At 43.5% G+C, this 17,313-nt stretch carries 14 protein-coding genes; 5 read left to right on the top strand and 9 right to left on the bottom strand.

The features are described from left to right. The first annotated feature begins 3 nt into the window (after nucleotides 1-3). The 5 genes from zapA to HMPREF0673_RS09875 all read left to right on the top strand — a co-directional run bounded on the left by zapA (nucleotide 4) and on the right by HMPREF0673_RS09875 (nucleotide 5,187). Nucleotides 4-306 (top strand): cell division protein ZapA, encoded by a 303-nt coding sequence (gene zapA / locus HMPREF0673_RS09895; RefSeq protein ID WP_007901680.1) that lies wholly within the window; start codon nucleotides 4-6, stop codon nucleotides 304-306. Nucleotides 307-460: 154 nt separating this feature from the next. Continuing rightward, on the top strand, nucleotides 461-1,993 hold the full coding sequence (rny, locus tag HMPREF0673_RS09890; RefSeq protein ID WP_007901678.1) for a ribonuclease Y: 1,533 nt from the start codon (nucleotides 461-463) through the stop codon (nucleotides 1,991-1,993). Between the two features lie 112 nt (nucleotides 1,994-2,105). After that, nucleotides 2,106-2,996, top strand: coding sequence for a YitT family protein (locus tag HMPREF0673_RS09885; RefSeq protein ID WP_007901677.1), 891 nt, complete (start codon nucleotides 2,106-2,108; stop codon nucleotides 2,994-2,996). 404 nt (nucleotides 2,997-3,400) lie between these two features. Beyond that, on the top strand, nucleotides 3,401-3,853 hold the full coding sequence (locus HMPREF0673_RS09880; protein ID WP_007901675.1) for a DUF6078 family protein: 453 nt from the start codon (nucleotides 3,401-3,403) through the stop codon (nucleotides 3,851-3,853). Nucleotides 3,854-4,011: 158 nt separating this feature from the next. Further along, nucleotides 4,012-5,187, top strand: a complete 1,176-nt coding sequence (locus HMPREF0673_RS09875) for a VapE domain-containing protein (RefSeq protein WP_007901671.1) — start codon at nucleotides 4,012-4,014, stop codon at nucleotides 5,185-5,187. Nucleotides 5,188-5,543: 356 nt separating this feature from the next. Here HMPREF0673_RS09875 and HMPREF0673_RS09870 read toward each other — a convergent pair whose 3' ends face one another. The 9 genes from HMPREF0673_RS09870 to HMPREF0673_RS09825 all read right to left on the bottom strand — a co-directional run bounded on the left by HMPREF0673_RS09870 (nucleotide 5,544) and on the right by HMPREF0673_RS09825 (nucleotide 17,137). Next, complete coding sequence (locus HMPREF0673_RS09870) at nucleotides 5,544-6,086, bottom strand: retropepsin-like aspartic protease family protein (protein ID WP_007901669.1); 543 nt, start codon at nucleotides 6,084-6,086, stop codon at nucleotides 5,544-5,546. After that, nucleotides 6,087-6,776 (bottom strand): hypothetical protein, encoded by a 690-nt coding sequence (locus HMPREF0673_RS09865; RefSeq protein WP_007901667.1) that lies wholly within the window; start codon nucleotides 6,774-6,776, stop codon nucleotides 6,087-6,089. A 14-nt stretch (nucleotides 6,777-6,790) separates the two neighbouring features. Next, nucleotides 6,791-8,200 carry a MotA/TolQ/ExbB proton channel family protein gene (locus HMPREF0673_RS13480; RefSeq protein ID WP_007901662.1) on the bottom strand — a complete coding sequence of 470 codons (1,410 nt, stop codon included), beginning with the start codon at nucleotides 8,198-8,200 and terminating at the stop codon, nucleotides 6,791-6,793. Nucleotides 8,201-8,213: 13 nt separating this feature from the next. Then, on the bottom strand, nucleotides 8,214-8,573 hold the full coding sequence (locus tag HMPREF0673_RS14565) for a hypothetical protein (RefSeq protein ID WP_007901661.1): 360 nt from the start codon (nucleotides 8,571-8,573) through the stop codon (nucleotides 8,214-8,216). Continuing rightward, complete coding sequence (locus HMPREF0673_RS09850) at nucleotides 8,566-9,579, bottom strand: hypothetical protein (RefSeq protein ID WP_007901660.1); 1,014 nt, start codon at nucleotides 9,577-9,579, stop codon at nucleotides 8,566-8,568. The genes HMPREF0673_RS14565 and HMPREF0673_RS09850 overlap by 8 nt, the downstream gene beginning before the upstream one ends. Before the next feature lie 14 nt (nucleotides 9,580-9,593). Continuing rightward, a complete protein-coding gene (locus tag HMPREF0673_RS09845; RefSeq protein ID WP_007901658.1) occupies nucleotides 9,594-12,983 on the bottom strand; it encodes a hypothetical protein in 3,390 nt (1,129 codons plus the stop codon). A gap of 2 nt (nucleotides 12,984-12,985) precedes the next feature. Beyond that, nucleotides 12,986-14,452, bottom strand: coding sequence for an FtsZ/tubulin family protein (locus tag HMPREF0673_RS09840; RefSeq protein WP_007901656.1), 1,467 nt, complete (start codon nucleotides 14,450-14,452; stop codon nucleotides 12,986-12,988). A gap of 434 nt (nucleotides 14,453-14,886) precedes the next feature. Next, complete coding sequence (locus HMPREF0673_RS09830; RefSeq protein ID WP_007901652.1) at nucleotides 14,887-16,227, bottom strand: hypothetical protein; 1,341 nt, start codon at nucleotides 16,225-16,227, stop codon at nucleotides 14,887-14,889. Between the two features lie 175 nt (nucleotides 16,228-16,402). After that, nucleotides 16,403-17,137 carry a UpxY family transcription antiterminator gene (locus HMPREF0673_RS09825; RefSeq protein ID WP_007901650.1) on the bottom strand — a complete coding sequence of 245 codons (735 nt, stop codon included), beginning with the start codon at nucleotides 17,135-17,137 and terminating at the stop codon, nucleotides 16,403-16,405. Nucleotides 17,138-17,313: the final 176 nt, after the last annotated feature.

Raw genomic sequence — 17,313 nt, 5'->3', positions numbered from 1 at the left:
ACGATGGCTGAACAATCAACAGAGAAACTACGCATAAGGCTCCACGTCTACGACACAGACATGCCGGTGAATATCCGTCCGCAAGACGAACCGCTCTACCGCGATGCCGCCAGTCTGATAACGAAGACTATGAACACCTATGCCGAGCGATATAAAGGTCCTAAGAACGACAAGGAAATCCTTTATATGGCACTCATCGAGATAGCGTTGCGTTACGAGATGGAGAAGTCGCGTAACAACACCGAGCCGTATGACGACATCATCAAAAAACTCACCTCGGAGATAGAAGAGGTGCTGGGATGTTGAGGTGTTGAGGGGTTGAGGTGTTGAGATGTTGAGGGGCGGACTGCCCACCATATATAATAAGGTGTGTAGCGTCGCGTCTTGAGATTGTATCTTTACCATCGCAAACTGCAAATAAACATTAACAAATAATAACTAACAAATAATAACTTAAAAAATGGAGATATTCATTACAGCCTTAGTGGCACTTATAGCAGGTGGCGTTGTAGGCTATTCTATTTTCCGTTACGTGATAAAAGGAAAATATAATGAAATGGTAGAAGCCGCCAATAAGGAGGCAGAAGTAGTGAAGGAGAAGAAACTCCTCGAAGTGAAGGAGAAGTTCCTCAACAAGAAGTCGGAGCTGGAGAAGGAAGTGCAGCAGCGCAACCAGAAGATACAGCAGAGCGAGAACCGCCTGAAGCAGCGCGAGATATCGCTCAACCAGCGTCAGGAAGAACTCGGACGTCGCAAGCAGGAGGTAGAGCAGTCTCAGCAGCGCATCGACAACGAGAAGAAACTCCTCGCCATCAAGCAGGACGAACTCGACAAAATGCAGACCAAGGAGCGCGAGAAACTCGAAGAACTCTCTGGTCTTAGCGCAGAGGAAGCTAAGAACCGCCTCGTAGAGAGCCTTAAGGACGAGGCTCGCACCGATGCCGCATCGTACATCAACGAGATTATGGACGAGGCTAAGCTCAACGCCAACACACAGGCAAAGAAGATCGTCATCCAGACCATACAGCGCGTAGCAACCGAGACCGCTATCGAGAACTCCGTGTCGGTGTTCCACATCGACAATGACGAGGTGAAGGGTCGCATCATCGGTCGCGAGGGTCGCAACATCCGCGCTCTTGAGGCAGCTACCGGCGTAGAAATCGTGGTAGACGACACACCAGAGGCAATCGTCATCTCAGCGTTCGATCCCGTTCGTCGCGAGGTATGTCGCCTTGCCCTCCATCAGCTCGTAGCCGACGGACGTATCCACCCGGCACGCATCGAGGAGGTAGTGGCAAAGGTGAAGAAGCAGCTCGACAACGAGATAATCGAGACTGGTAAGCGCACAGCCATCGACCTCGGCATCCACGGCTTGCATCCGGAGCTTATCCGCATCGTCGGCAAGATGAAGTATCGTTCGTCTTACGGTCAGAACCTCTTGCAGCACGCTCGCGAGACAGCCAACCTTTGTGCTGTTATGGCTGCCGAGCTCGGCTTGAACCCGAAGAAGGCAAAGCGCGCTGGCTTGCTCCACGATATCGGTAAGGTGCCAGACGAGGAGAGCGAACTGCCGCACGCACTCTATGGCGCTAAGATAGCAGAGAAGTATAAGGAGAAGCCCGATATCTGCAACGCTATCGGTGCCCACCACGACGAGATGGAGATGAACACGCTGCTCGCTCCGATCGTTCAGGTCTGCGACGCTATCTCTGGCGCACGCCCAGGCGCACGCCGCGAGATTGTAGAGGCTTACATCAAGCGTCTCAACGACCTTGAGGCAATCGCTATGTCTTACCCAGGCGTAACAAAGACATACGCCATCCAGGCTGGTCGTGAGCTCCGCGTAATCGTGGGTGCCGACAAGATGGACGACAAGGAGACAGAGAAACTCTCAGGCGAGATTGCCAACAAGATTCAGACCGAGATGACTTACCCGGGACAGGTGAAGATCACAGTCATCCGCGAGACACGTTCGGTAGCTTACGCTAAGTAATAAGGTGTAAATAAAACTTTAAAATCAAATACTCTAATGCTCAAAGCCATAGCCCAAAAGTAGGCAATACGCCCTTGGGGGCTATGGCTTTGTTCTTTTAAAATTGCTAATTATGGGAGAAGCTAAAACAACGGTGATGAAGTCGCGCACCAAGAGTAACATGAAGGACCTTGTTTTTATCATGCTCGGCATCCTTTCGTATTCTGTTGGTTACACAGCGTTCATCTTGCCCGAGAAAGTCGTTATGGGTGGTGCGTCAGGTATTGCAGCACTTGTTTTCTATGCAACCGAGATTCCTACATGGATTTCGCTTGCCGTAATCAACTGTACGTTGCTGCTCATTGCCCTCAAGGCACTGAACCTACAGTTCATCATACGCACCTTAACCGGCGTGGGCATACTGCTATTCTTCGTCGGTGTGCTTCAGCCGTTCTTCGAGGCTCACCCAATCATCACGGCAGGCGAGGACAAGTTCATGCACGTGCTCATTGGCGGTGCGATGGGCGGTGCAGGCTTGGGTCTGGTCTTCTCGCATAATGGCTCTACCGGTGGCACCGACATCATCACCGTGCTGCTCAACAAGTACTTCAACATGAGCTTCGGACGCGCCATGCAGTTCGTCGACTGCACCATCATCTGCTCATCCTACCTGCTCTTCCGCAGCACCGAGACCATCGTCTACGGTGTAGCCTTCACGCTCGTAGCCACCATCGTCTGCGACTATGTCATCAATGGCTCACGCCAGACGGTGCAGTTCCTCATCATCTCGAAGAAGTATCAGGAGATTGCCGACGCTATCAACACCGACGTGCGTCGCGGTGTGACACTCATCGAGGGTAAGGGCTGGTACAGCAAGAACGATGTAGATGTGCTCATCGTCCTCACGCGTAAGTACGAGTCGCAGGAAGTGTTCGCCGTAATCAAGGCAATCGACCCCGACGCCGTCGTTTCGCAGACATTCTGCCAGGGTGTCTTCGGCGAGGGCTTCGACAAGATTAAGTGATGTTGAGGTGGTGAGATGTTGAGATGTTGATGTGTTGAGGTGTTGAGTTGTTCAGTTGTGAGTTTTGAAACTTATGTAGGAGGGTATGGCATCCTGCCATACCCACGCAGCTAGAATATAGGTTTTGACTACGGCAAGAATGCCGTAGCCTCCTACATTATACCTCAATACGCGAAAAAATCCTCCATATCTACCAGTTTTGCCACATTCGGTTCATTATCAGCATATTAAAGGCTGGAAGATAACTTTAAAAACGAGTTATCTTCCAGCCTTTCTTCCATTCAAGACCTTCTATCTTCCAGTCTCGAAAAAACTTTTTTCTGAAAAAACTTGACAACGCTTGCGCAATATTATACCTTTGCAAGCAATTTTAGAAACACTATAAACTAAAAAAACAAAGTACAATGGAAAACACAAACATCAACGACGCTGCTATCAAGCGCAGCAACATCCCAAACAACTGGTCTTATTGCTTCAATTCCAACTGCAAACGCTGCAACGAGTGCATACACTTTCGCTCGTCCGTCGCACTCGACTCCTCACGCACGCAGGGTAATGCGATTTTTCCCACAGCCCTGCGAGCAGACGGTTCGTGCGACCACTTCAAACCAGTGCGCATGGTGCGCTTGGCATCAGGATTTAAGCAGCTGTTTGAAGATGTGAAACTACGCGATGCCTCAAACTTGCGCCTACTGATGAGGAAATACTTCGGCGGAACAAGTATGTACTATCGCTATCATTATGGAAAGTCTAAACTCGTGCCCGAGCAGCAAGAGTGGATAAAGCAGCTCTTCGCACAGTACGATTACACGAACGTAGTATTTGATAACTCGACAGAAGAGGTCGACTTTCTGTAGTTTTTTTTACCCTTTTCCCATTATTCTCGCTCTGCGATAACCATGTTGCCGTAGCACAACAACCATGTTGCCGTAGCGTGGCAATAAAGTTGTCGCAGCGTGGCAATAACGTTGTCGCAGCGTGAGAATTATAACAACAACACAAAACACCAATAACCATGAAAAACGAAACAACCGCACTAAACCCAATCGACCGCATGATCGACTTCCTCACCACGCACTACGCCTTTCGCTACAACACCGTTATGAACTGCACCGAGTATCGCTCCGTCGACAGTCCAGTAGACAGCTTCGAACCACTCGATTTGCGCACGCGCCGACGCATCATTCTTGAGGTGCAGCGCGAAGGCATTGAGGTGAGTCAGAACGACATACGCAACTATATCGACTCCGACTACGTTCGCCAGTACGACCCCGTCGGCGACTACCTCGCCGAGTGCGAAGGCGTATGGGACGGACACGACCACATCGGCGACCTCGCCCTCACCGTGCCAACCGACACACCGCTATGGCGCGAGTGGTTCACCACGTGGCTGCTCGCCATGGTGAGCCAGTGGCAAAACCAATCCTCCCGACTCTACGGCAACAGCGTTGCACCACTGCTCATCTCGCCACAAGGCTACAACAAAAGCACGTTCTGCCGTCGCCTGCTGCCCGATGCTCTGAAGTGGGGCTACACCGACAGCCTTGCCCTTTCCGATCGTCGCCAGGTGATGCTCGCCATGTCGCAGCAACTGCTTATCAACCTCGACGAGTTCAACCAGATCTCGCCACGTGTGCAGCAAGGCTTTCTGAAGAACATCATTCAGCTGCCGTCGGTAAAAGTGAAACGCCCGTTCGGCACCCACATCGAGGAACTACCTCGCAAAGCATCTTTCATCGCCACCAGCAACATGACCGACATCCTCGCCGACCCCTCGGGCAATCGCCGTTTCATCGGCATCGAGCTAACCGCGCCCATCGACACCAGTCGCGTGCCCGACCACCGTCAGCTCTTCGCCCAGGCACTGCAGCTCCTGCGCAACGGTCGTCGCAGCTGGTTCGACAAGGCAGAGACCGAGCAGATAATGCTCTGGAACCGACGCTACGAGATACAGGAACCCGCCGACCAATACTTCAGCCTCTGCTTCTCCGTCGCCAACGACCCGCTCGACCCTTCCGCTGAGTGGCTCTCCACCGCCGAAATCTTCGACGTCATTAAGCAGAAGGTCGGTTCCTCCCTAAAAGCCAACACCCTCATCGCCTTCGGTCGCAAGCTCGCCAACATGCCAGACATGCGCCGCCGCAAGTGCGAAACCTGCACGCGCTATCTTGTGAAGAGGGTAGGGCAGTAGGCTGGTAGATAGGTAAGCATCTCTGCGATGTTAGTTAGTATATATACATCAAAAAAATATCGCTCAAGCTTTTATTCTTGAGCGATATTTTTTTCATTTATCCGCCAGCAAGTCACGGGAAGATAGTCTGTTCCGGATGGAAGATAGTCCGTTAAGGCTGGCATATAGGCTGGCAGATAATCCATTTTCAGCCATATCTTCCAGCCTTTATAATGTTGATAATGAGCGCTGTACAGCAATTTTGGAAGATCTGGCAGATTTTTTCACGTACTTGATTTATGTATGTCACATACTGAGTAGGGTAAACTGAGTGTCACGGCATTAATATATATTACTTTTTTCAATTTGGTATTTTTCTAATTGAATTCAATCGTATTGTTATTATAATCGATGGTGACTTTACCAAATTTGCTGAGTGCAGTTTGTCCAAGGAGCAAAGGAGCTTGTATGTTGTCAACCACATTGGCTTCTACGTTGTGAAGAACGATACCGCCAATCTCAACGGTCTTCAGCTGGATGATAGTACCGACAGAGATACCTCCAGTAGCATCTTGGAACTGCTGCTGTCCAAGTATGTCGTCTTCCGTGATTTGTCCTTGACGAACCATTACAGCTGCTTCGGCAGCAGAAATGCAAATGCTTGAAGCGCCTGTATCAAAGATAAATTTCAAGTCAAGGCCATTCACAGTGATGGGGACAAGATAAACACCGCCAGCTTGTTCCATGTAAACCTTAGTTCCTTTGCGGATGCTCCTTTCTTCACGATATTCCTGGTTGTCACTTCTCCTGTCGTTGTCCACGTATTCCGAAGTGGTATCATTATCCTCGTATTCTCTGCGCCTATGACAGCTTGACAAGATGAGGACAGCTAGTAGGATGTAAATATATGTCCGTTTCATTTAGATACTGCTTATTTTGGGTATAATTTGTATGATGATACACTGATTCTTTTTCTCTTCCAGAAGATTGAATTTACTGTCGGCATCCGGATCACCCTGTTTGACTGCATTATAATAGTCTGTATTGTATGGACGAATCCCACGAATGCCACTACCGGAAATCTGAACTTCACATTGAGATTGTTCGAAGGAAATGCCGTTTTTCTTCCACAGATAATACAAACTAAGTGCACGGCGGTAACTAAGCCCGTCATTGTCATAGTATTTATCTCGGGAAGCCATACCTTCGATGACGACAAGGTATGAGATATTCATATCCTTGTATTTAGAGGTTTCTTTGAGATAGTTCAATTTCTTGATAACCTCAATCAGCGAATTTCCAACCTCTACGAGTTTCGCAGTATCATTGAGGGCATAGATATTAGCTTCTCGCTCTTTGAAAGCAGGAGAAAACTCTTTCTTCAGCGTCCAACGATGATTCTCCTTATCTTCCTCAAAATACTGCGTAGGCAGTTGTTTTACGGCCTCCTGTATTTCTTCAATCTTCCTTAGCTGCTCTTCTGTAGCTTCCTTGTCGAGGTACATACCTCCTGAGGCCAACACGAAGAGTAGGAGCATGATGAAAAACAGGCTCGTCATCAGGTCAGAATAGCTGACCCAAAAGAAACTTTGTTTTTTCTTATCTGACATAATCACCTAAGATGTTAAGGCCTTACGGCAACAGAGTCAACTACTTCTACCGTGTCTACAGCCATTGTATCCACTGCAGTATAGTTTTCTTCTATAGGCTCTGAAGGAGTCGGATTTCCTGCAAACCAAGAGGAGAAGTTTCCTATAATGATAAGCAATGCAGCCAGTCCAACTAAGCCTGACACTATCCAAAGAGCGATAGGAGGCATACCTATAGAAGCAGTTATCTTATTATTGCTCTTCATTCCAGAAATCGCTTGTGTGAGAGCACTTATCTGCTTTGACAATGCACTATTTTGGTTGTCAAAGCTTGTCTTCATTGCGTTCATGGACTGAACGACCTGTTTCAGTTGACCAAGGTCCTCCAAGTTCTTCAGTTTATCCAACTGGCCACGTTCGTTCTGCATGAGCGCATCAAGATTCTGAGAAGCTTGCGCTGTATGCGATTGGATAGCATTGATTTCCTCTTGCACATGAACTTTCAGTTGACTGATGGCATCAGTAAGTGTGTCATCAAGATCTGCGGTAGCAGTAACTATGGCATTGTGTGCTTCGACCTTCTGCAGGAAGTCTTGCAGCTTCACCATAACCAGGCGGTTGTTCTCGATATTTTCTTCCATAGAAGCGACAACATTCTTGATGTCATCGGTTCTCCTTAACTGGTCGTTAATGGAGTCTGTAACCTGAGCAGTCTTCTGAACAAAGCTATTCATGAGATTGAGATATTGGTTGAATTTCTCAAACTCAGTCATGCTCCTGCGAAGTTCAACAAGAGTATTCTTGTTTAAGCTGGCCACCTGAGAAATGTCCATATCCTTCAGCTGCTCATTAAGCTCAACCTGGCTATCGAACACTTCCAAGATGCGGTTCATGATACCGTCGAAACTATTCACATTCTCAGAGAAACCCTCGTTGAACTTCTCCAGATGAGACTGCATCGTAAGGATGGTGGAGTTTACATCCTGTGAGAGTTGCGGAAGTAGTTCAATCTGAATGAACGTATATAGCTCGTTTTTCTGTTCCTCCAGTTCAGCTTTGGCACCCCTGTAGAACCATGCAGAAAGTATGGTGGTCAACAAAAGCCCCATAAAACTACAGCCCATTGCCCATTTAACAGACTCTATCAAGTCTGTAACAGAAGCCATAAAGTTTTGTGGATCAAAATTGATTGACCAAAGTCCAAGTATTATACCAAGTACAGTTCCCATCAATCCGAGGTAGATAGGAACAGGAAGCTGTTGGTTTATTTCTTCATCTACAGCATCACAGTTTCTTTCTACAATATCTTTTATTAGGTTAAAGTCGCTAACAGCTCCTTTGTTCCTTAAGAGATATGAATTGATAGTATCTACAACCTTAATTATAAGTGGATTACTTTCACTACTATCTAATGATATAAGGTGTACTTTTATTTTATTTTCCATATAATGCAAAGTTTTAATAGGGCAAGAGACCTTCATCGTCAAGATTAACATCACCAAGGATAGGAGAATAGCCAGTTCGTTTCGAAGTGAACCGACCTTTCTCATCACGAGGTTGAGTGTCTTGTAATGGATCACTATCGATTACTTCCTCTTCAACTTTTGAAGGAGTATAAGTAATTTTATCTACGACGTCTGATGGATTCAGCTCGAGTATTTTACTAGCAGGAATCTCATATTCTTTTAACAGCAAAGAGGTCCTTCCTTTAGGAAGGAACGACTTCATTTGGCCTATTTGCCAGTACGCATGGACAGCGATAATCAACTGAACAATAATAATTCCTATTATTGCGATGGTTTCTAAAGTACTAAACATATTCCAATTTCAATTTTCTAGTTACATGCCAGATGCCGTTTCTTAATTCAGCTTCACCAGGCGTGATGTTATTGTATCTTGTAGGAGTCTGACTCTTTGTTTCTACGTCACAAACGGTAACGAGCGAGTTCTCTCTATCATCATATGCACCAACTATGTTGTTCTCTTGTGGGTCAAATGTAAATTCGGCCTTGTTCCCTTTCTTGACCACGAACTTGAAATAAGTAGTTTCATTTTTTACATACTTCCTTTTGCTATCATCGAATTGCCGGTCGGTTCTTGTTCTTGGCATATAGAAGGTGTCATTTTTTTTAGGCTCTTCATTCTTTGAAATTTCTGTCTTTGGCTGTTGGAAGGATGTCTGCGCATACTGTGAATAAGCATCGTTTGGGTCTTCTATTTTTATTAGTCTCTTAACGATGTCGTCCATACGGTCATCTTGTGACTTGTTTTTAATGTTAATTTGTTTTGCCAAATCATTAATTGATGTCCGAATTATTCTGTTTACCTGAATCTCAGAAATTCCTCCTTCAGACTTCTCCACGTTGTGAAGTATGCTCTTCAATTTCATTATTCGGCTACTCAATTTTCTATAAAGATACCAAATGATTAGCAAAAATAAGATGAATTCCACCACCATAAAGGTATAGGCAGAAGACTTATCCATCAGCTCCTCTGATTTTCCCTCTAAATCAGCGATTTTAGAGTTTAGATCATTTATCGAATCAGACTGAGAGGACAATTTTTCCTCAATCTTTTTAGCTTGCTGTGCCGCTTCGACACGAGCCAGAGAGTCTTTCCTAACTTGTGCGAGAGAATCCTTTTTGGCTTTTGATAGAGAGTCTGTAGCACCTTCTTCGCTATCAGTGTTGGAATAATTGCTTTCAGTAGTTTCTTCAGTTGGTGTTGACCTATCGAATATGCCACTGATTTTATCACAACTTGTAAAAGAGGCGATGCCAATAGCAAGGAATGCGAATGATATTATATATTTTGTAAATTTCATAATAGTGAAGTGGGTTATGAGATGAATGCAGCTAATCTAAAGATTCCACCTGACAATGGGTAGAAGAAGAGTGAGTCTTCAAAAGAATCCTTCTGTTGGAAATCTTTCAAGCGTTCACCAAGAACAGTTGCGAAATCCTGTTCAGCATCTTCAATAAGAACTTCCTCGTATTTAGCGAAAGCACCATTGTCCTCAATACCGAAGTATTGAGCAAAGGACATTTTCTCGTTAAGCTTGAAGAAGAATTTGATGAACTCTTTATAGTTCTCAATGACTTCATTGACAATGTCGGCAGGCAGGTTTTCTAGTTCTTCAGCCAAGATGCTTTCTTTGCCGTCCAAAATTGATGTTCCGAAGAAGTATGCCTTTGACGGAGTGGCATCAATATCTTCTTGGGACATTTTAAGACCGCCCTTGCAGGTGATTTCCTTTGGATTGGGATCTTGCTTTAGAATGAGTTTCGTTTCAGACTTCTGAACTTCATTGAATATCAAATTCGTAAACTTCTGAATATTGTCAGTTCCTCCTATGATATTAAATATCTTCGATGCAGTACCGCTGCATGTGATATATCGAGGAGAAGGAATACCTTTCTTGTTCAGCAACTGTGCTATATAATATATAATAGCAGTGTAGAACAATAGGAAAACAACTTTCATCTGATAGTTCTCTTGCAACTCTGAAGAAAGAGAAATCTTTTCGCCCTTCTTTTTTAGTGCAGCATTATTCTCTAAAGAGAAGAGGAAGGAAACCAAATCTGCGGAATTGTTATTGGCTAGAATATCCTCAAGGATATGTCCCAACTCACTCTTCTGAGATGACTCATTGATTTTCTTCTTGAAGAGGTCTTTATATTGCTTATAGAAACCGTTCAAAGAAGAACTCATGCCGTAGAAATCTCCAAACAGATTATTGCCAGCGAAACGCACAGAAGATATGAACTTTGGCGTATTGTTCTGATATGTCACGAAGTCGGAAGTTCCTCCACCAACATCAACTGAAACAACAGAGCAAGTGCTGGAGTTAACTCCTTGTTCATCCTTATAATAGTAGTATGGAGCAATAGACTCGGAAATCGGCATAATGGTACAACTGGGAGATATAAGGTCTTTGCACATGGTATTCCATGCCGTTTCCAGCCGAGACTTCAGATAAGGTGACATGCTAACAGGATAGAACCACTTAATTGTTGTTTTTGCAAGGTCACCACCGCCAATGAGGACTGTGCTCCTAATCAATAGAAGCAGCTCTTCAATATAAGCCTTTACAGCATCGTTGTTGTTCCTATTCCACTTCAAGTCGGTCAGGACTTCATTGTGCGTGTGTATAACAGTCTTCTCATATCCAAATGCGATTGTATAATCAGCAAGTGAGATTAGTTCACGCTGTCCAGTTTTTGCAGACCTGAGCTTACTGAGGTTTGTACGCATCGGGAATGAGAAATCCTCAGCTTTCCCGATTGCTTCAGGAATGAACTCTTGCGGAACAGTCTGTAGCAAGAATTCCGCAGCCTTGTCGTAAAGTTTATCTTTGTCTTCCTCAGAGTCGAAGCTATAATTACTTAGCTTAAGAATGAATGGGTTGCTTGCGTTAATCTCCAACGGCTTAGGATTGTTTCCATTCTCAGAGTATTCGATATGTGTGTTGGTCGTACCGAAGTCAACCGCGAAATCAAATGCTCTGGTTCCACCTGACTTGTCTTCATAAAGAGGGATGATAACATTCTCATATCTGCCATTCGAAATCTTCAGATAGTCAAATTCCTTATTCAAGGCATTGTAGAATGACGTATATCCACCCTTTGACTTATCTGCGCGAGAGACAAAATGCGATTGAAGCTTAGTTTGGTTGTCCTCCTTGAACGCAGAAATCTCATATCGATAGTTTTGCGTTAAGGCACCTTTATCCTGGTCAACAACATATATCCGCTGTGGACTATCTATCCCGATATGATATGACGGGAACAAGTAAAGGTTAAATTTGCATTCAACGATGCAACCTTTATTCTGCTCGGGGTTAGGGTCCTGTCCTCTAAAGTAATTTCGCTCAAAAGCGATGTACTTTCCCTTTTGAATAGGAATACGAAGAGAGACTTTCACCACATTTTCGTTTTTGCTAGAGATTTCAAAGATGGGGCGCGGTGAAGGCTCATTAGTGACCCCTCTGAGGTCTTCAAGGCTCATATATTCAAACAAAGTCTGCTTAAGAGGCAAAAGGTAGCCTTTGTTCGAATCTTTAAAATTAGCTGTAAAGAAAGAGTTCCCAGAGATAGGATATACAGTTTCAATAATGGATGGTTGGAAAATATCATCTACCGTAAGATAAGGATATTGTGTTCCATCAAAAGGCAAAAGCCTTTGGTTTAATGGTACGACATTTCCGCGTGTATCTTTAACGATAAAGGGTGCTTTATTATCACTGTTCCAGTTTCCGCTAACGTACTTCATGTTCGGCTCCGTATACGTACTATACGGAAGCACAAGAGGAACCTCTTCAGACAAGGATTTTCCGTTACTTAGTTGAATACGGAAATCACTCTTGGATAGGTCAGCTCCTTGGCGAACTTTCATGGCAATGTCTCCAGCGAGATAAATTGTTGTCTGCGCATCAAAAGTGAGTGAAGTGTAATTGTTGTACGCAGAAGCAGAAATATCTCTTAGTTCACTCTTCAGGCTAGTGTTATCCAGTCTCTCGAAACATCTCTGAATATACTTGTTTACCTCTGGATAAATATCAGCGAAATTAGGCTGAAGGGACATAGTCCAAACGAACTTAATAAAGTCTGGGTCTCGGTGTCTTAGGCTACAGAATGTATCTTCATCGCTACTTAATGCACGATGGTCGTTGCCCAAGAAAATCCTGACGAAATCAAGATTGTTGGTAGATGCAATGGTCAGTGAAGTTGGTGACGTACCTCCTATAATATTGATGGGCTCTGCACCATGCTTATAATTCAGCATGTAAATTGCATCCATCTTGTCAAAATGAAACGTATCAGAGTCCTCATCCATATATAATGCAAGAGTGTCCCCCAAACGTTTTATATCATCGTCAGAACTATTACGCAACATATCTAAATCATTCTTGTACCATGGAATGATATCAAGATCTTTTGCGTACTTATCATAGTTATAGAAAATTTCGAGTATGTCAAGAGCGAAAGAAACAAGTTTGTGATAGACGGAAGTTCCGTCGACACTGTTGTTCCTATCTGCACAATATTCAAACGCATTTCTAACCAGCTCCATCGATGCAAAAGGAGAAGGAATAGAAGTTATGGGGATACTAGCGGCACCTCCATTCGGGTCTTCAATACTCTTTATTGCTGTTTTATCATATTTCACGGAATCATCCCAACCGTCTAGGTTGTCGTTTCCTTTATGTGGTCTAAGAACGTATGCCATAATTATATACCGAATTTAGATTTGAGGACTTTGTTGATTGCTTGCCAATGTACATCCATAAAATAGTCATACATCGGTAATTTTTTATGAAGGTCATTAGAAATGTCTGCTATTGCATTATCAATCGCTTCATATCCATCAAGGTTCTTACTCGTAAGTTTACCCCAGAAACCCGTTTTTTTCGGCTCATATCCATCAATAGAGTTGAAGATATTTTCTCCGCTGGTCTCTAAGTTGAAAGGCTTAAATGCACGGCTATTGTTAGCCATCTCTCTTAGCCACTCGTTATCGAAGTCTTTTAGGAACTTTGTCAGTTTAACAAAGAAGTCGTGAGACATGACAGTAGAATCCATTTTCCCCTCGTTGTCGTCATCAGCATATGAGAAATCTTTAGCCCAAGCGTTTTCCCATGTATTTTTAAGATGTTCCTTATAGAATTTCTCAAAGATAAACATGGAGATTAAAGGCTTTCCTACAAGCGCACGAGTAGAGTCTGCAAGAGTCCTAATTGAAACGACTGGCTTGTCTTCATTAAATCCAAATTCCTTGAACGATTTCGAACCATCGTGTTGAACATTGTTCTTGCAGAAATCAATAATAGACAATGCTGCCACCATTTCAACGAAATGAGCATTGTTACGTTGTGCACTATCACCTTCGTGATTGTCGTAGTTTTTGGAAAGCTTATCACTGATGTAATAAAGAACATCCGTATTAAGATTGTCTCTATAGTATGAGAGTGCAGCTTTAGCTTTTGACATGAACGAATCCATGTTGATTTCACTGTCTTCATCATGCTGAACGCCGAAGTAAGGAAGTACAGTGATTGCTCCTATAGGTGCGTTAGCCACCAGAGCAGCACTGGGCAATTGAGAACTTTGTGCTTGTCGCAAGGTCTTCAACAACAAAGGGAATCCTGCGGCTCCTGTTCCTCCGAAGATGGAACTTATAATAAAAATCTTATCACCAGATTGGAAAGATTCTAGGATAGACCCCAGGTCGTTATCCGCTTCCGTAGAGAAGTTGTTGAGCACAACACTACCCATATTCGGGTTACCCTTGAAACCGACATCCATGCGAGCTTCAAGATTTTTCTTTGAGAAGAGAAGGCTCACAAGCGCCTTATTTCTAGTGTCAAGATTAAGATATTTGATATACGACTGAAAATCTTTATCCGCAACATCAGCTACCTGCATCCTGAAACTTGTGTTCAAATCGTCTATATTAGTTTTGAAGAACTCGGATTTTGAGTTTCTGCCAAATTTTAGCTGATCATGAAGTGACTTATAGGTTTTCAGCAGTGCTATAGTTCTTGTCAAGTCACCATTACTTCGGTCTTGGTCTATTATCACGGGGATAACAGTGTCGATGTTCTCTCCGAGTTTAACTCCTGAAGCCAAGAGCATAGTAAGGGAACGTATTACTCTCGCTCCCGTTCCACCGATGCCAAATACATATATTTTGCTCATATCTTATGGGATTAGAATGGAATGCGACGACATTTCGAAGCACCGAGTTTGAAAAGTAGAGAAAGAACAAATGAGATTAATGCTGTATAGCAGAAAACAATAAATGAGAACCAGAAGTAGTCAACTGGTATGATATTGTTTTTCTTTATCTTGTGTTGAACAAGATAATCACCAATCCCAGTGTCCGCTATGTTATATGCAACAAGGGCGGTAATTATAGATACCACGATAAGGATTACAGTCCAAATAGACGTTTTAGCAAGTCGAATGTGGTCTAATGGTTTGTAGTAGATAAAAAACACAATGAGAGGAACCAGTATTACCCATAGGGCTACCTCTCCATACAAATCAGCTTTGTACATGTACTTGGAAAAATCTCCAAAGTAACATTGACCCCAAAGCTCGAAAATGTTAGCGATAAGATCTTTCATGATTTATTTGTATTTATTGATTTTTACTTCAAATTCAAAAATAGGTTTGCCAGATGTTTGTGATTGGTATGCTTCATATACACCAGCGATTAGACTACCAATGGCAAATGTTTGTGTAGGAGAGGGTACGGCACCTTGGTCATCCGCAACGTCAGCTGCAGAAACCCAAGCAGGAATTTTGTTTATTAAGCGTACCTTCATATTCGGAGTCTTCACAGTTCTTTCCATGCTAAATTGAAGAACCAAAGGTGAACTGAATTGTGCCACTTCGCTAAGTGCAGCAGGGTCTTTGGTATATTCTGCTTTGATAACCGAGACATCTCCAGGCTCAACTTCATAGTTGTTCTTGTCGGTAAGGTATGAGCCATCCACGAATAAATTGGATAATCCAAGTGCATAAGCAAAGTCCCAATTACTATTGGAATGGTCGAATTTGAAGAAGTCAATGTCGAACCCATTTCTATCTGGTTTAATCAACAAACTGTTTGTATAACTGGTAGTTAGTGCTTGTACTGTATTCTCATCTAATGTCCAAGTTTTAGAGGACAAAAGGTATTTATTGGTTAATCCAGGAATTCCTGTGTTTGAGTTGTTAAGCGCAAGCTTCTCGTCGAGATACTTTAATTTGTCATACGGCCCCATAATGAAGATATAATATGGACGGGTACCTACAAATGGTATTGGGTGGTCATTCCTGTCATAGTATTTACCTTGAAACTGGGATGAACATTGAAGTATGATAGTTGCGAAATCGGGATTCCTTTTTATTGCATCCATGAAAGCTCCCATAGTTGCATTTTTAGCATTAGAGATTTGGCTTGACACATCCGTTCCTTTAATGGAATACACAAAATCTGAAAAGAGAATAGATACTGTATCATTAACCGTTTTGTCAAGTACCATTTTAAAGATTTTGTTGATATTTGACGATCCGGTTGCTCCGACTTTCATATTTGATGCATTAAGTTGTGAAACGAAATTGTTTATGTCTCCTTTAAGAGCCGTCTGCTGAACATCATAGATAGCATCGTTTACAAAAAATAAGTCAGTCGAGCTGGAGCAGTTGTTGCTTTTTACAATGATTTTGCCTAAAGCGTCCTTAAACTCCGAGTTGAGATTAACATAGCCATCCATGCTGCCAGAATTTTCCATGTAGATACAAGTTTTAACAGGCACAATCCGAATACTTTCGTTTCCTTCAGCAGGTAAACAATTTTCCAACTGAACTGCTGTGGTATCAGTACCTTCATTATGAAGAGTCCTGCCAAGCTTCCATGGTTGAGTGACTACTATTATGCCAATGATAATAGCAGTCAAGACAATGTAAGAGATGTTCTTTTTCATTTTTATAATATTTCACCTTTTATCGAAAGAACTCCCCTCGCAGTGTCTCGACAGGCGACCAAGCCCTTTGTTACACTGCGAGGGAGTTTTATTATTTCTTATTTGCCTATTGGCTGGTGGTCTTTGTTGAGCAATATCCATTCGTCTCTCTTTAACAGAGTATTGTTCTATAGTTTTATATTGTTATCTCAATAAACGCGCTCGGCACATACGCTGTGCACACAGTCAGGAGTCCATCGATTACAATGCCTACACGCTGCTGGCTTTGGTAGCGGGCTACTATGCCTGTCACGCCTGCGAACTTGCCTTCAGTAATCCGCACCTTTTGACCCGTCTTGAATTTCTCCACTTCTTCTGTCGAAGCAATTATATCGTCAGAATCAGCGGCACAAATTATCTTTAGACTGTTCATCTGATTGTCTGGTACGACCAAAGGCACCTTAACAATCTTGTTGCCAACGTGAGTATGTCGATAATAAAAGCGGAGGTAAGGGAGGTTTACGTTGTCGTAAACAAAAGTCTTTAATTCTTCTTCTGTGCCATACGCAAAGAAAATGTTCGGAATGCGCGATTCTTCAATAATGATACGCTTACCGTCAACAAGTTTGACGCTTTTCAATATAGGGTAAAATGCTTCTACGCCTTTGCTCAGAAGATAGTCGTATGCTTTCTTTTCTCTGCCGTATGTGGTACGGAGAGCGTACCAATGGGGTGTGTCTTTTGTGTCTTTATTTATGTCTGCTGATGTTTTCGACTGGACATTATTGGTGGACACCCCTGTTTGTAAGTTCGTAGATTTGATAGGCTTTCGAACTTCGGGGAGGGCGTTGGAGGTAAGTCCAGCGCTTGGAGGAGTTTGATTATCTCCTACTGTGCATTTTACATCTGATGTGGCGCAATATTTTTCCATATCGTGATGGTATCTTATCAAAGACTTGACTTGATACGCAGACACTAAAAAAGCGTGGAATCGTCCTGTTATCCATTCCACTCTCTGAGGCTCTAGCAATTGCCTATTATTGTTGAACAGACAACGTCAGAGCCCACGCCGATATGGGCTCATATAATATTGTTGTGTTTTTAACA

The organism is Leyella stercorea DSM 18206, from assembly GCF_000235885.1.
Classification (GTDB): domain Bacteria; phylum Bacteroidota; class Bacteroidia; order Bacteroidales; family Bacteroidaceae; genus Prevotella; species Prevotella stercorea.
This window is presented reverse-complemented; position numbering and strand designations above follow the sequence as displayed.